This is a genomic window from Vibrio marisflavi CECT 7928 (assembly GCF_921294215.1).
Lineage (GTDB): Bacteria > Pseudomonadota > Gammaproteobacteria > Enterobacterales > Vibrionaceae > Vibrio > Vibrio marisflavi.
This window is the reverse complement of sequence record NZ_CAKLDM010000002.1, coordinates 2,330,206-2,347,818: the sequence shown is the minus strand read 5'-3', so window position 1 is coordinate 2,347,818 and position 17,613 is coordinate 2,330,206. Positions and strand designations below refer to the sequence as shown.

At 44.2% G+C, this 17,613-nt stretch carries 10 protein-coding genes, 2 tRNA genes and 4 rRNA genes; 11 read left to right on the top strand and 5 right to left on the bottom strand.

Annotation, left to right across the window (positions count from 1 at the left end; translation table 11 throughout):
* The first annotated feature begins 144 nt into the window (after nucleotides 1-144).
* The 8 genes from malI to rrf (L7A31_RS17455) all read left to right on the top strand — a co-directional run bounded on the left by malI (nucleotide 145) and on the right by rrf (L7A31_RS17455) (nucleotide 8,682).
* Nucleotides 145-1,167, top strand: a complete 1,023-nt coding sequence (gene malI, locus L7A31_RS17490) for a Mal regulon transcriptional regulator MalI (RefSeq protein ID WP_237363047.1) — start codon at nucleotides 145-147, stop codon at nucleotides 1,165-1,167.
* Nucleotides 1,168-1,487: 320 nt separating this feature from the next.
* Complete coding sequence (locus L7A31_RS17485) at nucleotides 1,488-2,750, top strand: HD-GYP domain-containing protein (protein ID WP_237363046.1); 1,263 nt, start codon at nucleotides 1,488-1,490, stop codon at nucleotides 2,748-2,750.
* A 498-nt stretch (nucleotides 2,751-3,248) separates the two neighbouring features.
* Nucleotides 3,249-4,793: ribosomal RNA gene (locus L7A31_RS17480) — 16S ribosomal RNA — on the top strand.
* 66 nt (nucleotides 4,794-4,859) lie between these two features.
* Nucleotides 4,860-4,936: transfer RNA gene (locus L7A31_RS17475), tRNA-Ile, on the top strand.
* A 299-nt stretch (nucleotides 4,937-5,235) separates the two neighbouring features.
* Nucleotides 5,236-8,125: ribosomal RNA gene (locus tag L7A31_RS17470) — 23S ribosomal RNA — on the top strand.
* A 116-nt stretch (nucleotides 8,126-8,241) separates the two neighbouring features.
* Nucleotides 8,242-8,357: ribosomal RNA gene (gene rrf / locus L7A31_RS17465) — 5S ribosomal RNA — on the top strand.
* A 119-nt stretch (nucleotides 8,358-8,476) separates the two neighbouring features.
* Nucleotides 8,477-8,552 (top strand) — tRNA-Thr (locus L7A31_RS17460).
* Nucleotides 8,553-8,566: 14 nt separating this feature from the next.
* A 5S ribosomal RNA gene (gene rrf, locus L7A31_RS17455) occupies nucleotides 8,567-8,682 on the top strand.
* Together the 16S, 23S and 5S rRNA genes with 2 tRNA genes alongside form the textbook arrangement of a ribosomal RNA operon.
* Before the next feature lie 192 nt (nucleotides 8,683-8,874).
* Here rrf (L7A31_RS17455) and L7A31_RS17450 read toward each other — a convergent pair.
* The 5 genes from L7A31_RS17450 to leuA all read right to left on the bottom strand — a co-directional run bounded on the left by L7A31_RS17450 (nucleotide 8,875) and on the right by leuA (nucleotide 14,555).
* Nucleotides 8,875-9,657, bottom strand: a complete 783-nt coding sequence (locus tag L7A31_RS17450) for a DUF547 domain-containing protein (RefSeq protein ID WP_237363045.1) — start codon at nucleotides 9,655-9,657, stop codon at nucleotides 8,875-8,877.
* 119 nt (nucleotides 9,658-9,776) lie between these two features.
* Nucleotides 9,777-10,379, bottom strand: a complete 603-nt coding sequence (gene leuD / locus L7A31_RS17445) for a 3-isopropylmalate dehydratase small subunit (protein WP_237363044.1) — start codon at nucleotides 10,377-10,379, stop codon at nucleotides 9,777-9,779.
* A 12-nt stretch (nucleotides 10,380-10,391) separates the two neighbouring features.
* A complete protein-coding gene (gene leuC / locus L7A31_RS17440) occupies nucleotides 10,392-11,792 on the bottom strand; it encodes a 3-isopropylmalate dehydratase large subunit (RefSeq protein ID WP_237363043.1) in 1,401 nt (466 codons plus the stop codon).
* Nucleotides 11,793-11,863: 71 nt separating this feature from the next.
* Nucleotides 11,864-12,955, bottom strand: coding sequence for a 3-isopropylmalate dehydrogenase (gene leuB / locus L7A31_RS17435; RefSeq protein ID WP_237363042.1), 1,092 nt, complete (start codon nucleotides 12,953-12,955; stop codon nucleotides 11,864-11,866).
* A gap of 52 nt (nucleotides 12,956-13,007) precedes the next feature.
* Entirely contained in the window at nucleotides 13,008-14,555 is a 1,548-nt protein-coding gene (gene leuA / locus L7A31_RS17430) for a 2-isopropylmalate synthase (RefSeq protein WP_237363041.1), read from the bottom strand.
* Between the two features lie 400 nt (nucleotides 14,556-14,955).
* Here leuA and L7A31_RS17425 point away from each other — a divergent pair, with 400 nt between their 5' ends.
* From L7A31_RS17425 to L7A31_RS17415, 3 genes are all read left to right on the top strand, one after another.
* Nucleotides 14,956-15,600, top strand: a complete 645-nt coding sequence (locus L7A31_RS17425) for a TetR/AcrR family transcriptional regulator (protein ID WP_237363040.1) — start codon at nucleotides 14,956-14,958, stop codon at nucleotides 15,598-15,600.
* 148 nt (nucleotides 15,601-15,748) lie between these two features.
* A complete protein-coding gene (locus L7A31_RS17420; protein WP_237363039.1) occupies nucleotides 15,749-16,273 on the top strand; it encodes a phosphatase PAP2 family protein in 525 nt (174 codons plus the stop codon).
* A gap of 6 nt (nucleotides 16,274-16,279) precedes the next feature.
* Nucleotides 16,280-17,329 (top strand): MJ1255/VC2487 family glycosyltransferase, encoded by a 1,050-nt coding sequence (locus tag L7A31_RS17415; protein ID WP_237363038.1) that lies wholly within the window; start codon nucleotides 16,280-16,282, stop codon nucleotides 17,327-17,329.
* Nucleotides 17,330-17,613 lie beyond the last annotated feature (284 nt).

Below are 17,613 nucleotides of genomic sequence, written 5' to 3'. Positions count from 1 at the left end.
CGTGATCGAGATCTGAATAATTTTATGATCTGCTGTAAGGTGTTATAGTGTGGCAAGAATAGTGTTTATCTATAAAGGTTTAACGTTTTACTATCATGCCTATGATTGGCTCACTCAGAGTGCAGTAAAACAGTTCGGATAGCGATGACAGAGAAGAAAGTTAAGATTAAGGATGTCGCGGAGAAAGCAGGAGTGTCAGTCACGACTGTTTCTATGGCCTTAAGTGACAAAGGAAGAATTTCTCCCGAAACAATAGCGAAGGTAAATGCAGCGGTAGATGAGCTTGGTTATGTTAAGAACCGGGCTGCTTCTAATTTGCGCTCTCAGCGCTCGGAACTGATCGGGTTAATCGTTAGAGATATTAGTGATCCGTATTATTCTGAAGTTGCAGCGGGCCTAAGCGATGTGTTGGAAGAGAATGGCTACATGTTATTTTTAGCTCAATCCGGTTCCAGCCAAGACCGATTTGAGCAATGCATTTCTACTATGATGGCTCAAGGGGTCGGCGGCCTTGTATTTTGTCCTGTTAGAGATGCTGGATTACCAACGTCGCATTCGATATCTAGCATTAATGTACCTAAAGTGTGTGTGGCTCGCTCCAAAGTCAGTCAAGACATCGATTTTGTCGGACCAGATAATGTTCAGGCAGCTAAGATGGCCACTGAGTACTTGATACAGAGTGGTCATCGACAAATTGCTTATGTCGGTGGAAAGGGTGATTCATTGAGTCGCGCAGAAAGACTCGGTGGTTACTGCAGTACTCTGATGCAATTTGGTATGCCATTTAAGCCTGATTGGGTTGTTGAGTGCGAGAAAGACATGGTTGCTTCGTCAGATGCTGTAAGGCAACTTCTGAGCGAACACCCGACTATCACTGCTATTCTTTGCCATTATTCAGTCACGGCTTTAGGAGCCCTATATGGCGTCAATAGAACCAACCGAAGCGTAGGGAAGGATAACCATATCGGCCAACAAGTAGCGCTAATTGGATTTGATGATGTACCTGAAGCTGCCTTGACTCAGCCCTCACTAACTTTTATATCAACACCAGTAAGAGAAATCGGACGTAAAGCGGGCCTGAGGCTGATCAGGCAAATGGAGAATAGGGATAACGTATTGCAAAGTTTGATATTAACACCTGAATTAATTATTCGAGAATCAGCGTAACCCGCAATTAGTAAAGCATATAAAGGGTGTTGAAGTTGCTTGTTATATCTATTTACCCATAGCTTTGTCTCTCTTTTGATAACAAGTGAGTTCGTATACATTTTGAAGAATTTATCAGCTGAGACGGTTGCGTGTTGGAGTAAATTGACTATCTTTTAGATGTATATTTCAGAGAGTTTATTGCTTTGAGCTAGCGTACTTTTCCTACTTGATACAGTAGCTCTTCTACTTCTTCTATACGTGTAGCCTTTCTTGCACAAGCATTGATAATTCATCGTTTAAGTGGTGATAGTTCAGCTAAAACACAGGAGGTTGTTTTTGTGGCGAGTGTAAAAATCACCGTTGATAGACTGCAACCCGGTCTCCATATTCGGCTTCCTGTTAAATGGAATGACCACCCCTTCCTGTTCAACAGCTTTAAGATCAAAAGCGAAGATCAGATCAAAATGATTCGCCATCTAGGGATTGAACACGTCTTTATCAATTTGAACCAAAGTGACACTAAGCCTTTACCTCCTAATACCGAACCATCCATAGAGGGAGTAAATAAAGGTGATAAACAAGAAATGGATGCGGAGACTAAAAGACTTTGGGAAGAAAAACAGGAAAGGATAGAAAAGCTAAATGCTTATCGTCGCAGAGTCATTAACTGTGAGAAAGAGTTTGAACGCTCACTATCTCAGATGCGAGCGGTGATGAATAAAATTCGCAGCCGACCTGAAAAAGCGATCGATGAAGCAACTGCGTTGGTAAGTGAAATAGTAGATAAACTAATGAGTGATGATCATGTCACTCTTCATCTTATAAATAGTAAGAGCGAATTTGAGGACGTGTACTTTCACTCACTCAACGTTTCAGTTATTGCAATGATGATTGGTAAGGCGAAGGGAATGTCGTCAGAACAATTGAAGGAGTTATCATTTGCGTCTCTATTTCATGATATAGGTAAGCTAAAAGTACCCACGACGATTGTCCGTAAGCAAGTTGCTTTAACAGATCCTGAGAAAAACTATCTAAAGCTTCACACAAAATACGGTGTTGAATTGGCAAATAATATGGATACCTTTCCTGACAGTGCCAAAAAGGTGATTGCACAGCATCATGAACTTAGTGATGGCTCCGGTTACCCGGAAGGGTTAAAAGAGTCAGAGATAGATGAGTTGTCGCAAATAGTCTCCTTAGCTAATGCTTACGATAACTTGTGTCATCCGAATATTCCTTCCGAGCAAAAAATTCCTTATGTTGCTCTTTCTCATTTATATAAGAACTGTAAGAAGCATTACAACAGCGATAACTTGAACCTGTTGATTAAGTTTATGGGCGTTTACCCTCCGGGCACGGTTGTGCAACTATCTAACCAAATGGTCGGGTTAGTGATATCCGTAAATAGTAAAGCTATCCTTTTTCCTAATGTTCTTATTTACGATCCTTCCGTTCCTAGAACCCAAGCACCGATTATTGAGTTAGAAGATAAAGATATCAAAATCGTCAATGCTATATTGCCGAATAAACTTCCCGATAAGGTAAAAGAGTACCTTAACCCCCGCTCTAGAATCTCTTATTTCTTCGATAGCGATGATTAAACGCGAGTTAGTCACAACCAAACGTGAATAGTTAGTGGATAAGCCATCATTGTTGTGGATAAATATTGCCTTTCGTACGGTATTTGTTCAGGTGCGATTTTTTTCAAAAAAAACTCTAAAAAACGCTTGCCAACGTGACGCCGATCTCTATAATGCCACCTCGCTGACACGGGATGGCTTCAAACAAAGCAATCAACGAGTTAGCAAGGTCTACTAGCTAAGCCAAGTGCTTAAAAAAGTTTTGAAAAAAGTGGTTGACACTAAAACTTAAATCGCTAGAATGGCCGTCCGCTTTGAGGTGAACTTCAAAGCATTGCTCTTTAACAATATAAACCTATCAATCTGTGTGGGCACTCGTTGATGATAATCAAATTAGAAGCTTCGGCTTCAAATTAGGTTTCAATGAAACGAAGTGACCAACGAGTCGAAAGACTCAGCACAGTCAATTCAAACATTACTTTATGTAATGTTCAGTATTCATTGAGCCGACAAAATCTTAAATTGAAGAGTTTGATCATGGCTCAGATTGAACGCTGGCGGCAGGCCTAACACATGCAAGTCGAGCGGTAACAGAAAGAAAGCTTGCTTTCTTTGCTGACGAGCGGCGGACGGGTGAGTAATGCCTAGGAAGTTGCCCAGTAGAGGGGGATAACCATTGGAAACGATGGCTAATACCGCATACTCTCTTCGGAGCAAAGCAGGGGACCTTCGGGCCTTGCGCTATTGGATACGCCTAGGTGGGATTAGCTAGTTGGTGAGGTAATGGCTCACCAAGGCGACGATCCCTAGCTGGTCTGAGAGGATGATCAGCCACACTGGAACTGAGACACGGTCCAGACTCCTACGGGAGGCAGCAGTGGGGAATATTGCACAATGGGGGAAACCCTGATGCAGCCATGCCGCGTGTGTGAAGAAGGCCTTCGGGTTGTAAAGCACTTTCAGCAGTGAGGAAGGTAGTGTAGTTAATAACTGCATTGCTTGACGTTAGCTGCAGAAGAAGCACCGGCTAACTCCGTGCCAGCAGCCGCGGTAATACGGAGGGTGCGAGCGTTAATCGGAATTACTGGGCGTAAAGCGCATGCAGGTGGTGGATTAAGTCAGATGTGAAAGCCCGGGGCTCAACCTCGGAAGGTCATTTGAAACTGATTCACTAGAGTACTGTAGAGGGGGGTAGAATTTCAGGTGTAGCGGTGAAATGCGTAGAGATCTGAAGGAATACCAGTGGCGAAGGCGGCCCCCTGGACAGATACTGACACTCAGATGCGAAAGCGTGGGGAGCAAACAGGATTAGATACCCTGGTAGTCCACGCCGTAAACGATGTCTACTTGGAGGTTGCGGCCTTGAGCTGTGGCTTTCGGAGCTAACGCGTTAAGTAGACCGCCTGGGGAGTACGGTCGCAAGATTAAAACTCAAATGAATTGACGGGGGCCCGCACAAGCGGTGGAGCATGTGGTTTAATTCGATGCAACGCGAAGAACCTTACCTACTCTTGACATCCAGAGAACTTAGCAGAGATGCTTTGGTGCCTTCGGGAACTCTGAGACAGGTGCTGCATGGCTGTCGTCAGCTCGTGTTGTGAAATGTTGGGTTAAGTCCCGCAACGAGCGCAACCCTTATCCTTGTTTGCCAGCGAGTAATGTCGGGAACTCCAGGGAGACTGCCGGTGATAAACCGGAGGAAGGTGGGGACGACGTCAAGTCATCATGGCCCTTACGAGTAGGGCTACACACGTGCTACAATGGCGCATACAGAGGGCGGCCAACCAGCGATGGTGAGCGAATCCCAAAAAGTGCGTCGTAGTCCGGATTGGAGTCTGCAACTCGACTCCATGAAGTCGGAATCGCTAGTAATCGTAGATCAGAATGCTACGGTGAATACGTTCCCGGGCCTTGTACACACCGCCCGTCACACCATGGGAGTGGGCTGCAAAAGAAGTGGGTAGTTTAACCTTCGGGAGGACGCTCACCACTTTGTGGTTCATGACTGGGGTGAAGTCGTAACAAGGTAGCCCTAGGGGAACCTGGGGCTGGATCACCTCCTTATACGAAAGATTATTGCGATGAGTGTTCACACAGATTGATAAGGTTTAATCGAGCAAAAAAAGATGTGGGTCTGTAGCTCAGGTGGTTAGAGCGTTCGCCTGATAAGCGAGAGGTCGGTGGTTCAAGTCCACTCAGACCCACCAATACTTTTTAGTAAGTCATCATCAAAATGTTCTGATAAGAATATTTGAATGATGTTTTATGCATCTTGCTCTTTAACAATTTGGAAAGCTGACAGATAACGATTTGATTTATCGTTATCTAATTAAAAGTTCTCAAATCCTAAATCTGTATTGATTTAGGTACCAACACACATTCAAGTGTTCTTGGGAATAACTTTCGAGTTATTCATATTTGAGTCCGGCAATTATCAGTCTCAATCATGTTTAAATAAATTGAGACACCTTTAGTGTTGACCATACAAAACTCTTTTGGGTTGTATGGTTAAGTAACTAAGCGTACACGGTGGATGCCTTGGCAGTCAGAGGCGATGAAGGACGTATTAACTTGCGATAAGCGTAGATAAGGCAGTAAAAGCCACTTGAGTCTACGATTTCCGAATGGGGAAACCCACGTGCATAAGCACGTATCATTAACTGAATACATAGGTTAATGAGGCGAACCGGGGGAACTGAAACATCTAAGTACCCCGAGGAAAAGAAATCAACCGAGATCCCGAAAGTAGCGGCGAGCGAAATTGGGTTAGCCCTTAAGCTTTTATTGCGTCAGGTGAAGTGTCTGGAAAGGCACGCGATACAGGGTGATAGCCCCGTAACCGACAGCGCAGCATAAGTGAAATCGAGTAAGGCGGGACACGTGATATCCTGTCTGAACATGGGGGGACCATCCTCCAAGGCTAAATACTCCTGACTGACCGATAGTGAACCAGTACCGTGAGGGAAAGGCGAAAAGAACCCCTGTGAGGGGAGTGAAATAGAACCTGAAACCGTGTACGTACAAGCAGTAGGAGCACCTTCGTGGTGTGACTGCGTACCTTTTGTATAATGGGTCAGCGACTTATATTCAGTGGCAAGGTTAACCGTTTAGGGGAGCCGTAGGGAAACCGAGTCTTAACTGGGCGCTCAGTCTCTGGATATAGACCCGAAACCAGGTGATCTAGCCATGGGCAGGTTGAAGGTTGAGTAACATCAACTGGAGGACCGAACCGACTAATGTTGAAAAATTAGCGGATGACTTGTGGCTAGGGGTGAAAGGCCAATCAAACCTGGAGATAGCTGGTTCTCCCCGAAAGCTATTTAGGTAGCGCCTCGGACGAATACTACTGGGGGTAGAGCACTGTTAAGGCTAGGGGGTCATCCCGACTTACCAACCCTTTGCAAACTCCGAATACCAGTAAGTACTATCCGGGAGACACACGGCGGGTGCTAACGTCCGTCGTGGAGAGGGAAACAACCCAGACCGCCAGCTAAGGTCCCAAATTATTACTAAGTGGGAAACGATGTGGGAAGGCTTAGACAGCTAGGATGTTGGCTTAGAAGCAGCCATCATTTAAAGAAAGCGTAATAGCTCACTAGTCGAGTCGGCCTGCGCGGAAGATGTAACGGGGCTAAGTAATAAACCGAAGCTGCGGCAATGCAATTTATTGTATTGGGTAGGGGAGCGTTCTGTAAGCCGTTGAAGGTGGACTGTAAGGTCTGCTGGAGGTATCAGAAGTGCGAATGCTGACATGAGTAACGATAAAGGGGGTGAAAAACCTCCTCGCCGGAAGACCAAGGGTTCCTGTCCAACGTTAATCGGGGCAGGGTAAGTCGACCCCTAAGGCGAGGCCGAAAGGCGTAGTCGATGGGAAACGGGTTAATATTCCCGTACTTCTTACAATTGCGATGGGGGGACGGAGAAGGCTAGGTGGGCCTGGCGACGGTCGTCCAGGTTCAAGTGCGTAGGCTTGAGAGTTAGGTAAATCCGGCTCTCTTTAAGGCTGAGACACGATGTCGAGCTACTACGGTAGTGAAGTCATTGATGCCATGCTTCCAGGAAAAGCCTCTAAGCTTCAGATTGTAAGGAATCGTACCCCAAACCGACACAGGTGGTCGGGTAGAGAATACCAAGGCGCTTGAGAGAACTCGGGTGAAGGAACTAGGCAAAATGGTACCGTAACTTCGGGAGAAGGTACGCTCTCGACGGTGAAGTCCCTCGCGGATGGAGCTATTGGGAGTCGCAGATACCAGGTGGCTGCAACTGTTTATTAAAAACACAGCACTGTGCTAAATCGTAAGATGACGTATACGGTGTGACGCCTGCCCGGTGCCGGAAGGTTAATTGATGGGGTTAGACTTCGGTCGAAGCTCTTGATCGAAGCCCCGGTAAACGGCGGCCGTAACTATAACGGTCCTAAGGTAGCGAAATTCCTTGTCGGGTAAGTTCCGACCTGCACGAATGGCGTAATGATGGCCACGCTGTCTCCACCCGAGACTCAGTGAAATTGAAATCGCTGTGAAGATGCAGTGTACCCGCGGCTAGACGGAAAGACCCCGTGAACCTTTACTACAGCTTGGCACTGAACATTGACCCTACATGTGTAGGATAGGTGGGAGGCTTTGAAACCGCGTCGCTAGATGTGGTGGAGCCGTCCTTGAAATACCACCCTTGTAGTGTTGATGTTCTAACTTGGCCCCATTATCTGGGGTGAGGACAGTGCCTGGTGGGTAGTTTGACTGGGGCGGTCTCCTCCCAAAGAGTAACGGAGGAGCACGAAGGTGGGCTAATCACGGTTGGACATCGTGAGGTTAGTGCAATGGCATAAGCCCGCTTGACTGCGAGAATGACAATTCGAGCAGGTGCGAAAGCAGGTCATAGTGATCCGGTGGTTCTGAATGGAAGGGCCATCGCTCAACGGATAAAAGGTACTCCGGGGATAACAGGCTGATACCGCCCAAGAGTTCATATCGACGGCGGTGTTTGGCACCTCGATGTCGGCTCATCACATCCTGGGGCTGAAGTCGGTCCCAAGGGTATGGCTGTTCGCCATTTAAAGTGGTACGCGAGCTGGGTTTAGAACGTCGTGAGACAGTTCGGTCCCTATCTGCCGTGGGCGTTGGAAGATTGAAGGGGGCTGCTCCTAGTACGAGAGGACCGGAGTGGACGAACCTCTGGTGTTCGGGTTGTCATGCCAATGGCATTGCCCGGTAGCTAAGTTCGGAATCGATAACCGCTGAAAGCATCTAAGCGGGAAGCGAGCCCTGAGATGAGTCTTCCCTGACACTTTATGTGTCCTTAAGGGTTGTTCGAGACTAGAACGTTGATAGGCAGGGTGTGTAAGCGTTGTGAGGCGTTGAGCTAACCTGTACTAATTGCCCGTGAGGCTTAACCATACAACACCAAAAGGGTTTTTGTGGGACTCAAACTAGAACATTGAATGTGTAAATAGAACGAAAACAGCTTTCCGAATTAAATCATAGAGTCGTATGACTTTATGATGAAGAATTTGCTTGGCGACCATAGCGTTGTGGACCCACCTGATTCCATGCCGAACTCAGAAGTGAAACGCAACTGCGCCGATGGTAGTGTGGGGCTTCCCCATGTGAGAGTAGGTCATCGCCGGGCTTTAATTACTGTCTTGTGAAACAAGACAATCTGATTAAAGCAATAATATGTAAGACTTTAATTATTGAAAATTTGAAAGCCCGTTTTAACGGGCTTTTTTAATCCCTAGGATTATCAATGCTGATATAGCTCAGGTGGTAGAGCGCATCCTTGGTAAGGATGAGGTCCCCAGTTCGAGTCTGGGTATCAGCACCAGATACAAGATTTTACTTGGCGACAATAGCGCTGTGGATCCACCTGATTCCATGCCGAACTCAGAAGTGAAACGCAGTTGCGCCGATGGTAGTGTGGGGCTTCCCCATGTGAGAGTAGGACATCGCCAGGTTCATATTTTAAGCCCTGACTTTTTAGTCGGGGCTTTTTCGTATCAGCTCTAAAATATTAGAAAAGTAAGTGTGTGCCTTGCGGGTCGCCGCGCCGCCCATGTGATAGTAGGACATTAACAAGTTTATATGTTAAGCCCTGACTTTCAGTCGGAGCTTTTTCGTCTTTGTATTGGAGTATTGGCTTTAAGCTTTCATTTCAGTTCATTTAAGTTCCAGTTGTAATCGTATTCAATATTTTTACCTGAAAACTCGATGCCCGCTTTGTATTGAAGTAGGTGTTTCTTCACTCCTTCCAGCCCACCGAAATCACTTGCAAACCACTTGTAAATTGACGATAGGGTAATTTCATTACCTTCTTCACTGACACCCTTAGGGCTATTTATAAATGTCTTAGCGGCTTGCGTTAATAACTTATCGGTGTTTTGTGTTGTGAAAGCTTGGCTTTGTAAGTTTGGGCAACCTAAGCTAGCACAATTAACTGCATAATGGGTTCGAGGATCATTCCAAATTGGACGCAGTATTCGATGCTCAATATCGTTTAATGTGAGTGTTTTACCATTGATGGTTACTACTTTCTCATCCCATGGTCCAAAGCTGAATAAGCCACCTAACTTGGTAATCGATTTTATTGGGTAGCTCTCTAATATCAGCTGTACTGTGATGGAGTTATAAAGGTTTACCCAATAAGCATATTGCTCAGCTTTGGAGTAATCTAGTGGATTAATTTGTGCCATATCAGACAAAAAGTTTTTGAGCTTGTCTCTGTCGTCATTAGAGACTTTATCGTATTGAAAGAGTGAGTTCTGGCCTTTCACTACAAGATATTTGTCCAGTAATGTTTGCCAGTCTTGGTAGGAAACGGTGGATGTATTTTGCTCGTTACTGGCGTTCCAGTAAGGCCAAAGTTCTGATTTAGGCGCAGCAAAAGCAGTAAAAGAAGTGATTAATATCGAAAAAATAATAACGTATTTCATCTAATTTAGCTCGGATGTGTGACTTGTTACTTTGTAGACCGAGCTTTTAGAGAGATACTTTCATAAAAAAGCTGACGAATAAACGCCAGCTTGAATGTTTTAAATGAGCTAAAAATTTGCTACTTCAGGAAATTTGGAATTTTCTGTTCATAGTCGTCGATTTTGTCAGCGTGCTGCAGAGTTAGGCCAATGTTGTCTAGGCCATTTAATAGGCAGTGGCGGCGGAACTCGTCAATTTCAAAACAATATGACTTGCCATTAGCTGTAACGATCATTTCTTCAAGATCAACCGTAACTTCAGCACCTTCATTAGACTCAATATAAGCAAAGATCTCGTCAACTTCTTGTTCTTTGAGACGCACTGGTACCATTTGGTTGTTGATTGAGTTGCCATAGAAAATATCGGCAAAGCTTGGAGCAATCATCGCACAAATACCATAGTCCGCTAGAGCCCATGGTGCGTGCTCTCGGGAAGAACCACAACCGAAGTTTTCACGTGCAACTAAAACGGACGCACCTTCATATCGAGAATGATTCATTATAAAGTCAGGATTTGGCTGCTCACCAGCATCATCTAAGAAGCGCCAGTCATGGAACAGGTGCTTACCAAAACCGATGCGAGACACCTTTTGTAGAAACTGTTTTGGGATGATCGCATCAGTATCGACATTTGCTGCATCTAAAGGAACAGCGATACCGGTATGTTTTTTAAATCCAGTCATGATAATGGCTCCTTAGTCCAACTCTCGAATATCAACAAAATGTCCGGCGATTGCAGCAGCTGCTGCCATTGCTGGGCTTACTAAGTGCGTTCTACCGTCACGACCTTGGCGACCTTCAAAGTTACGGTTTGAAGTTGACGCGCAACGCTCTTTTGGACCTAAGCGATCATTATTCATTGCTAAGCACATTGAACAACCTGGTAGGCGCCATTCAAAACCAGCTTCAAGGAAGATTTTATGTAGCCCCTCGGACTCAGCTTGTGCTTTAACTTGCTCTGAGCCCGGGACAATCATTGCTTGTACATGTCCTGCAACTTTTCGACCCTTTGCTACCGCAGCTGCGGCACGAATATCTTCTATTCGAGAGTTAGTGCATGAGCCAACAAATACTTTGTCGACCTGATAATCTGACAATGATTTACCAGCTTCTAGGCCCATGTATGCTAGAGCTTTTTCTGCTGAGGCTTTCTCTACTGGGTCGCTGAAACTTTCTGGTGCAGGAATTGGGCTATCTACAGAGATTACTTGGCCAGGGTTTGTGCCCCAAGTCACCTGCGGTTTGATATCAGCTGCGTTGATAGTTACAGTAGCATCGAACTTTGCGTCGTCATCCGTTTTTAGAGTGCTCCAGTAATCAACTGCCGCATTCCAGTCATTTTCGTCTGGAGAGAATTTACGTCCTTTTATGTATTCAAATGTCGTTTCATCGGGTGCAATTAAGCCTGCTTTCGCTCCTAACTCTATGGCCATGTTACATACCGTCATACGACCTTCCATAGAAAGATCAGTAATGGCTTCACCGCAGAACTCAACAACGTAGCCTGTACCGCCAGCGGCTGTAGTTTCACCAATGATGGCTAGTACGATGTCCTTTGCAGTAATGCCCGGGTTTACCTTGCCTTTTACTTCGATCTTCATTGTTTTTGCGCGGGCTTGCTTTAGCGTTTGTGTCGCCAATACATGTTCCACTTCAGAAGTACCGATACCAAAGGCTAGTGATCCGAATGCACCATGAGTAGCAGTATGTGAATCACCACATACGATAGTCATACCCGGTAGAGTAATGCCAAGCTCAGGTCCCATAACATGGACAATGCCTTGGTATTTGTGGTTGATGTCGTAAAGGGTGACGCCAAATTCTTCGCAGTTTTTTGCTAGTGTTTCCATCTGGATACGAGCCATATCACCACAAGCATTGATATCTTTTGTCGTGGTAGAGACATTGTGGTCCATAGTGGCAAATGTTTTACCCACTTGGCGAACCTTGCGGCCTTTTTCTCGCAAGCCGTCAAATGCTTGCGGAGAGGTAACTTCGTGAACTAGGTGGCGATCGATATACAAGATTGGTGTTTCGCCTTCTGCTGCTACGGCGACATGTGCGTCGTAGACTTTTTCGTATAATGTTTTGCCCATCTTAGCTTCCTGTAGACCCCAACATTTGTGAGTTACGTGTTAGATGTTGAGGTACGTTGATTATTATATTTTTATGCTTGAGTAATATATTGAGCGATCTTATCGCCCATTTCTGATGTAGATAGAGCGGGTTTATCACCAGATAAGTCAGCAGTGAGTTCACCTGCTGACAGAGCTCTTGATACTGCATTTTCAATATCTTGAGCGGCGGTTTCTTCACCCAAGCTATAACGAAGCATTAGGGCTGCAGATAGAATTTGTGCTACTGGATTAGCAATATTTTGACCTGCGATATCTGGTGCTGAGCCGCCTGCTGGTTCATACAAGCCGAATTTACTTTCGTTTAGGCTCGCTGAAGGTAGCATACCCATAGAGCCTGTGATCATCGCACATTCGTCAGAAATGATATCGCCAAAGATATTGGAGCAAAGCATGACATCAAACTGAGATGGGTCTTTAATAAGCTGCATAGTCGCATTATCAATATACATGTGAGATAGCTCGACATCCGGATAGTCTTTAGCGACTTCTTCAACGACTTCGCGCCATAAGATAGAACTTCTCAATACATTGGCTTTATCGATAGAGCAAACTTTCTTGTTTCGTAGACGGGCAGAATCAAAAGCTATCTTGGCAATGCGCTCAATTTCAAAGCGGTGATAGATTTCTGTATCGAACGCTTTTTCATTTTCCCCTTCGCCTTCACGACCTTTTGGTTGTCCAAAGTAAATACCGCCAGTAAGCTCACGCACAACTACGATATCAAAACCACGATCTGAAATATCAGCACGAAGTGGAGAAAATGATTCTAACCCAGTGTGGATTTGCGCTGGACGCAGGTTACAAAAAAGCTGGAAGTGTTTACGTAGCGGTAAAAGTGCGCCGCGCTCTGGCTGGTTATCTGGCGGAAGATCTTGCCACTTCGGGCCACCTACAGAGCCAAATAAGATAGCGTCAGACTCTTCACACGCAGTAAGTGTTGAATCTGGTAGCGGCGTTCCGTGATTATCAATCGCAATGCCACCTACATCGTGATGTTCGTAATTAAATGCGATGTTGTGTTTCGCTTCTACGGCTTTAAGTACTTTTAACGCTTGCTCCATGACTTCTGGGCCGATGCCATCGCCAGATAAGACTGCGATATTGTGTGTTTTATTAGTCATTGTTTTCCTTGGTATTTATTTGTATTTTGTCTTATTCATTATTTGGGCAAACTTAAACAGCTTCTATCTTGCCCGATTTAATTTCTTCTACTCGATCTGCTCGATGAATGCTATTAATGACATGTAACAGAGCTTGTCCTGAAGCTTCAACTATATCGGTTGAAACACCTGTACCGTGATACTTTCTGCCTTTGTAATTGGCAATAATATCGGCTTGGCCTAGACCATCTTCGCCTTCGCCTTTCGCTGTTAGATCGAATTTATCTAGTACAATGTCGTATCCAGTAATGCGATAAATGCATTGGTATAAAGCATCAACCGGACCGTTACCAACCGCAGCTTCGCATTTCTCTTCATCGCCACACAATAGCTTGATGCTAGTGGTCGCCATGACGCTGCCAGATTGGACACTCAAATAACTCATCTTATAAAAGTCGTCTTCTTCACGAAGGTTAGCGAAGTGCATTAGTGCTTCTAGGTCGTAATCGAAGACTTGGCCTTTTCTGTCTGCTAGTTTTAAGAAATCCTCATACAGTGTGTCTAAGTTATATTGATCTTCCTTATAACCCATCGCATCCATATGACTTTTTACAGCAGCACGTCCAGAGCGACTGGTTAGATTTAACACTTTATTCTTCAGACCAATAGACTCTGGCGTCATAATTTCGTAAGTATTTTTATTCTTTAACATGCCATCTTGGTGGATACCTGAAGAGTGACTGAAGGCATTTGCGCCGACAATTGCCTTATTGTCTTGTACTGGCATGTTACATAGTTGGCTAACTAACTTACTTGTACGGTGGATTTCATCATGTTTAAGGCCAGTATTTACACCTAGCAAATCTTGCCTAGTTTTGATGATCATGGCTATTTCTTCTAACGAACAGTTTCCAGCTCGCTCTCCGATACCATTTATTGTGCCTTCAATTTGACGCGCTCCTGCTTGGACAGCAGCAATAGAGTTTGCGACAGACATACCTAGATCATCATGGCAGTGGACAGAGATGATTGCTTTATCAATGTTAGGTACGCGATTGAATAGTGTTTGGATAATGCCGCCGAATTCGTTTGGTACGGTGTAGCCAACTGTATCAGGAATATTGATGGTATTAGCCCCCGCGTCGATGGCAGCCTCAACCATACGACATAGGTTATCAATAGGAGTTCGTCCCGCGTCTTCACAAGAAAACTCTACATCGTCGGTATATTTTCTTGCATGTTTAACAGCATGGACCGCCATGTCGACGACATCATTGTAGTCTCGGCGAAGTTTATCTTGAACATGTATTGTGGAAGTAGATATGAAGGTGTGAATACGAAACTGCTCGGCAACCTTTAATGCTTCTGCCGCTGCGTCAATGTCTTTTTCTACCGCTCTTGATAAACCACAAACACGACTATTTTTGATATGTTGAGCTATTGTTTTGACTGATTCGAAGTCGCCGGGTGAAGAAACAGGGAAACCAGCCTCGATGATATCTACACCTAGGCGTTCTAGAGCGTAGGCAATTTGTAGCTTTTCTTTTACTGTTAAGCTTGCTGACAACGCTTGTTCACCGTCTCTTAGCGTTGTATCGAAGATAATTACCTGATCACTCATTTTCTGCTTCCTTTTTCCAGAAGACCATTTCGAATGGTCTATTTAGTGTTATAAAAAAAGCCCGCATTTTCATGCGGGCTTTTTGTAATTCTTATGTGGTTATCTTTCGTCCACAGCCTACCCGCGCGATCTTGTCACGATAAGGAGGAGGCTCAGCAGTAACGAAATATAACTCTTCACGGGATGAATATCCTTTAACTTGTGCTGTACAAATTAGTACATGACTAGAGAGAGTGCGTCAAGTCCTACCAGCACTTTAATTTAACTTATTTCTAAAATAACCTTTAACAAGGAAAAACAAATTAATCATTTTCGGCTTCTGCGAATAATTATAACGATACCTTATTCAACCATAACTCAATACAATTAATCATATGGTTAAAATATATTTAGAATGATTATGCAAGCAGAAAAACGTAAAGCGGGTAGACCCAATGTTGAACTCAATGCCCGAGAAAAGCTGGTTCAGAGCTCTCGAGACTTATTCACTGTGCTGAGTTACTCCAAAGTATCTACACGCTTAATCGCAAAAAAAGCGGGCGTAAACAGCTCCATGATTCGATACTATTTTGGCAATAAAGAAGGTTTATTTGAAACCATGGTTCGCGAAACGTTAGAGCCACTGAGAGTCAAAATGTATGGGCTGGTTGAGCAGAGTAGTCATTCATCTTTGGTTGAAGTGATTCGTACTTATTATAAAGAGATGATTAAGGTGCCACTTTTTCCAAGGTTGATGGTACAAACCATGCTTTTACCTCCCTCAGATATCCAATACCAAATTATGAGAAGTGTGTTCAACGAGTTTAGTGAACCAATGCGTGATGTAGTATTTGATAAGCTGATTGACTCTGGAGTGATCAAAGAGGGCTTGAACCCAGTCCTTTGTCGATTGTCTTACATGAGCTTGATGGTCTTTCCATTCATTACTCCTCCTTCTATATACGCTCTAAATAATATGGAGCTTACCGAAGAATTTCTGATGGAGTTGTTTGAGCACAATATTGAAATCATGAAAAACGGCTTTTTGGTTGTTGAGGAGGCATAGACGCTCAACTAATGCAGACAAATTTTTCACATTGCTGGGGGTAAGTTAGCTAGAGTTTTCATATTTTTGTCAACAAAGCTTCACAGTAATGCCACCGGACATAACTATGTTGCTATCGTACAGCGAGCTATAAATTGGGGAGCCAAGTATGCGTACGTTAGATCCGATAGTAAAGTTTGACTTCGCATTTTCATCTTTCTGCTTATGCCACCGTTTTAACCAGCAGGTAGCGAGTATTAGTAAGGCTGTTTCTCATACGGGAGACGGCCACTTATATATTGTGATGGCAGTTTTGGCTAGCGTAATCGACAAGCCGAATGGCGCTATGTTTTTCGCTGTTGGGTTATTGGCATTCGCTTTTGAACTTCCCACTTATATCGCTATAAAAAAGATTTTTAAAAGGCGCAGACCTGGCCAGTTTTCTTCACTTCTTCCTTCGTTTATCACACCTGCCGATCAATACAGCCTACCCTCAGGTCATACAGCTGCAGGGTTTGTAATGGCTACGCTTATTGGACACTTTTATCCTGCTATGTTTTCGTTTGCCGTTGTATGGGCGCTAGCTATTGGCGCGTCTAGGATTTTACTCGGAGTTCACTTTTTTTCCGATATTATCTTAGGTGCCGCATTAGGAGTAGCATGCGCTTCAACTGCTCTAGCTCTATTGAGTTAATCAGTTATGAAGATCCTCTACGGCGTGCAAGGCACGGGTAACGGACATATTGCTAGAGCTAGAGTTATGCACCGAGCTCTTAAAAAGCGAGGTGTGGAAGTGGATATGTTGTTTTCTGGCCGTCCTAAAGACAAATACTTTTCTATGGATGGTTTTGGAGACTACCAAGCTTATCGAGGATTAACTTTTGTAACGGAAAAGGGAAAGGTTGACTACTTACGATCGGCGTTTAGCAATAGCGCGCTGCATTTTAGAAAAGAAGTCCAGCAGATGGATTTGAATCAATATGATATTGTGCTGAATGATTTTGAACCGATCACTGCTTGGGCGGCAAAGAAAAACAAGACACCTTGTATCAGTATTTGTCATCAAAATGCATTTCGCTATCCAGTGCCAATGAGTGGGGCAGGGTGGCTTGATAGCCAGCTCATCAAACACTTTGCTCCATCTAACTACCACATTGGCTTACATTGGTACCATTTTGATCAGCCTTTACTACCACCAATTATTGGCGAGCATCATGGCTCTAGTCACGATGAAAACTTCACACTTATTTATCTCCCGTTTGAAAGCTTGGATGATGTCATTGAATTGTGTCATCGATTTGTTACCCACAACTTTATCTGCTATCACCCTGACGTCAAAGAGCAATGCAGGTTAGATAACCTCGACTTAAGACCGCTAAATTATGCAGGGTTCCAAAACCATTTGGATTCTTGCTTAGGTGTTATTGCAAATGGTGGTTTTGAGCTTCCTTCTGAGGCTTTGAGTAGGGGGAAAAAATTGCTGCTTAAGCCACTAACTGGGCAATTTGAGCAGGTGAGTAATGCCGACACATTAGAAATGCTAGGCTTAGCAACGTCAATGGAGAGTCTAGATGCTGCTAAAGTGAGACACTGGCTTGACGAAGAAAAAGCAGAAAGTGTCCGTTATCCTGATGTGGCATCACCATTGGTCGAGTGGCTATTGGCAAGCGAATGGCATAACAAAGACAACTTGTGTCAAAGCTTATGGGAACAAGTGGATTTCCCAAGTTATGTCTCACAGATAGATTAGTCTGCTTGTAATTCACTTCAAACTTAGAACCTTTCACCTTTTTCGTAAATTATCTCTTTGGTCAATTGATATACGCCTAATCATTGCTCTCTTTGGCGGTTTTCGTTCTGAGAAATTAAGTGCGTAAAACGTTTTACACGCTGGTTGATCTGGTAATTATCAGGTCAAACTCCTTTTGCATCAATTGCTTGCTGTATCATCTAATACTAAAGTCTAAGATCTAAAATTCGCATATTACCAATTTAGATATCTTGTGCCCATTTTTAGTTAATTCTGAAATATTC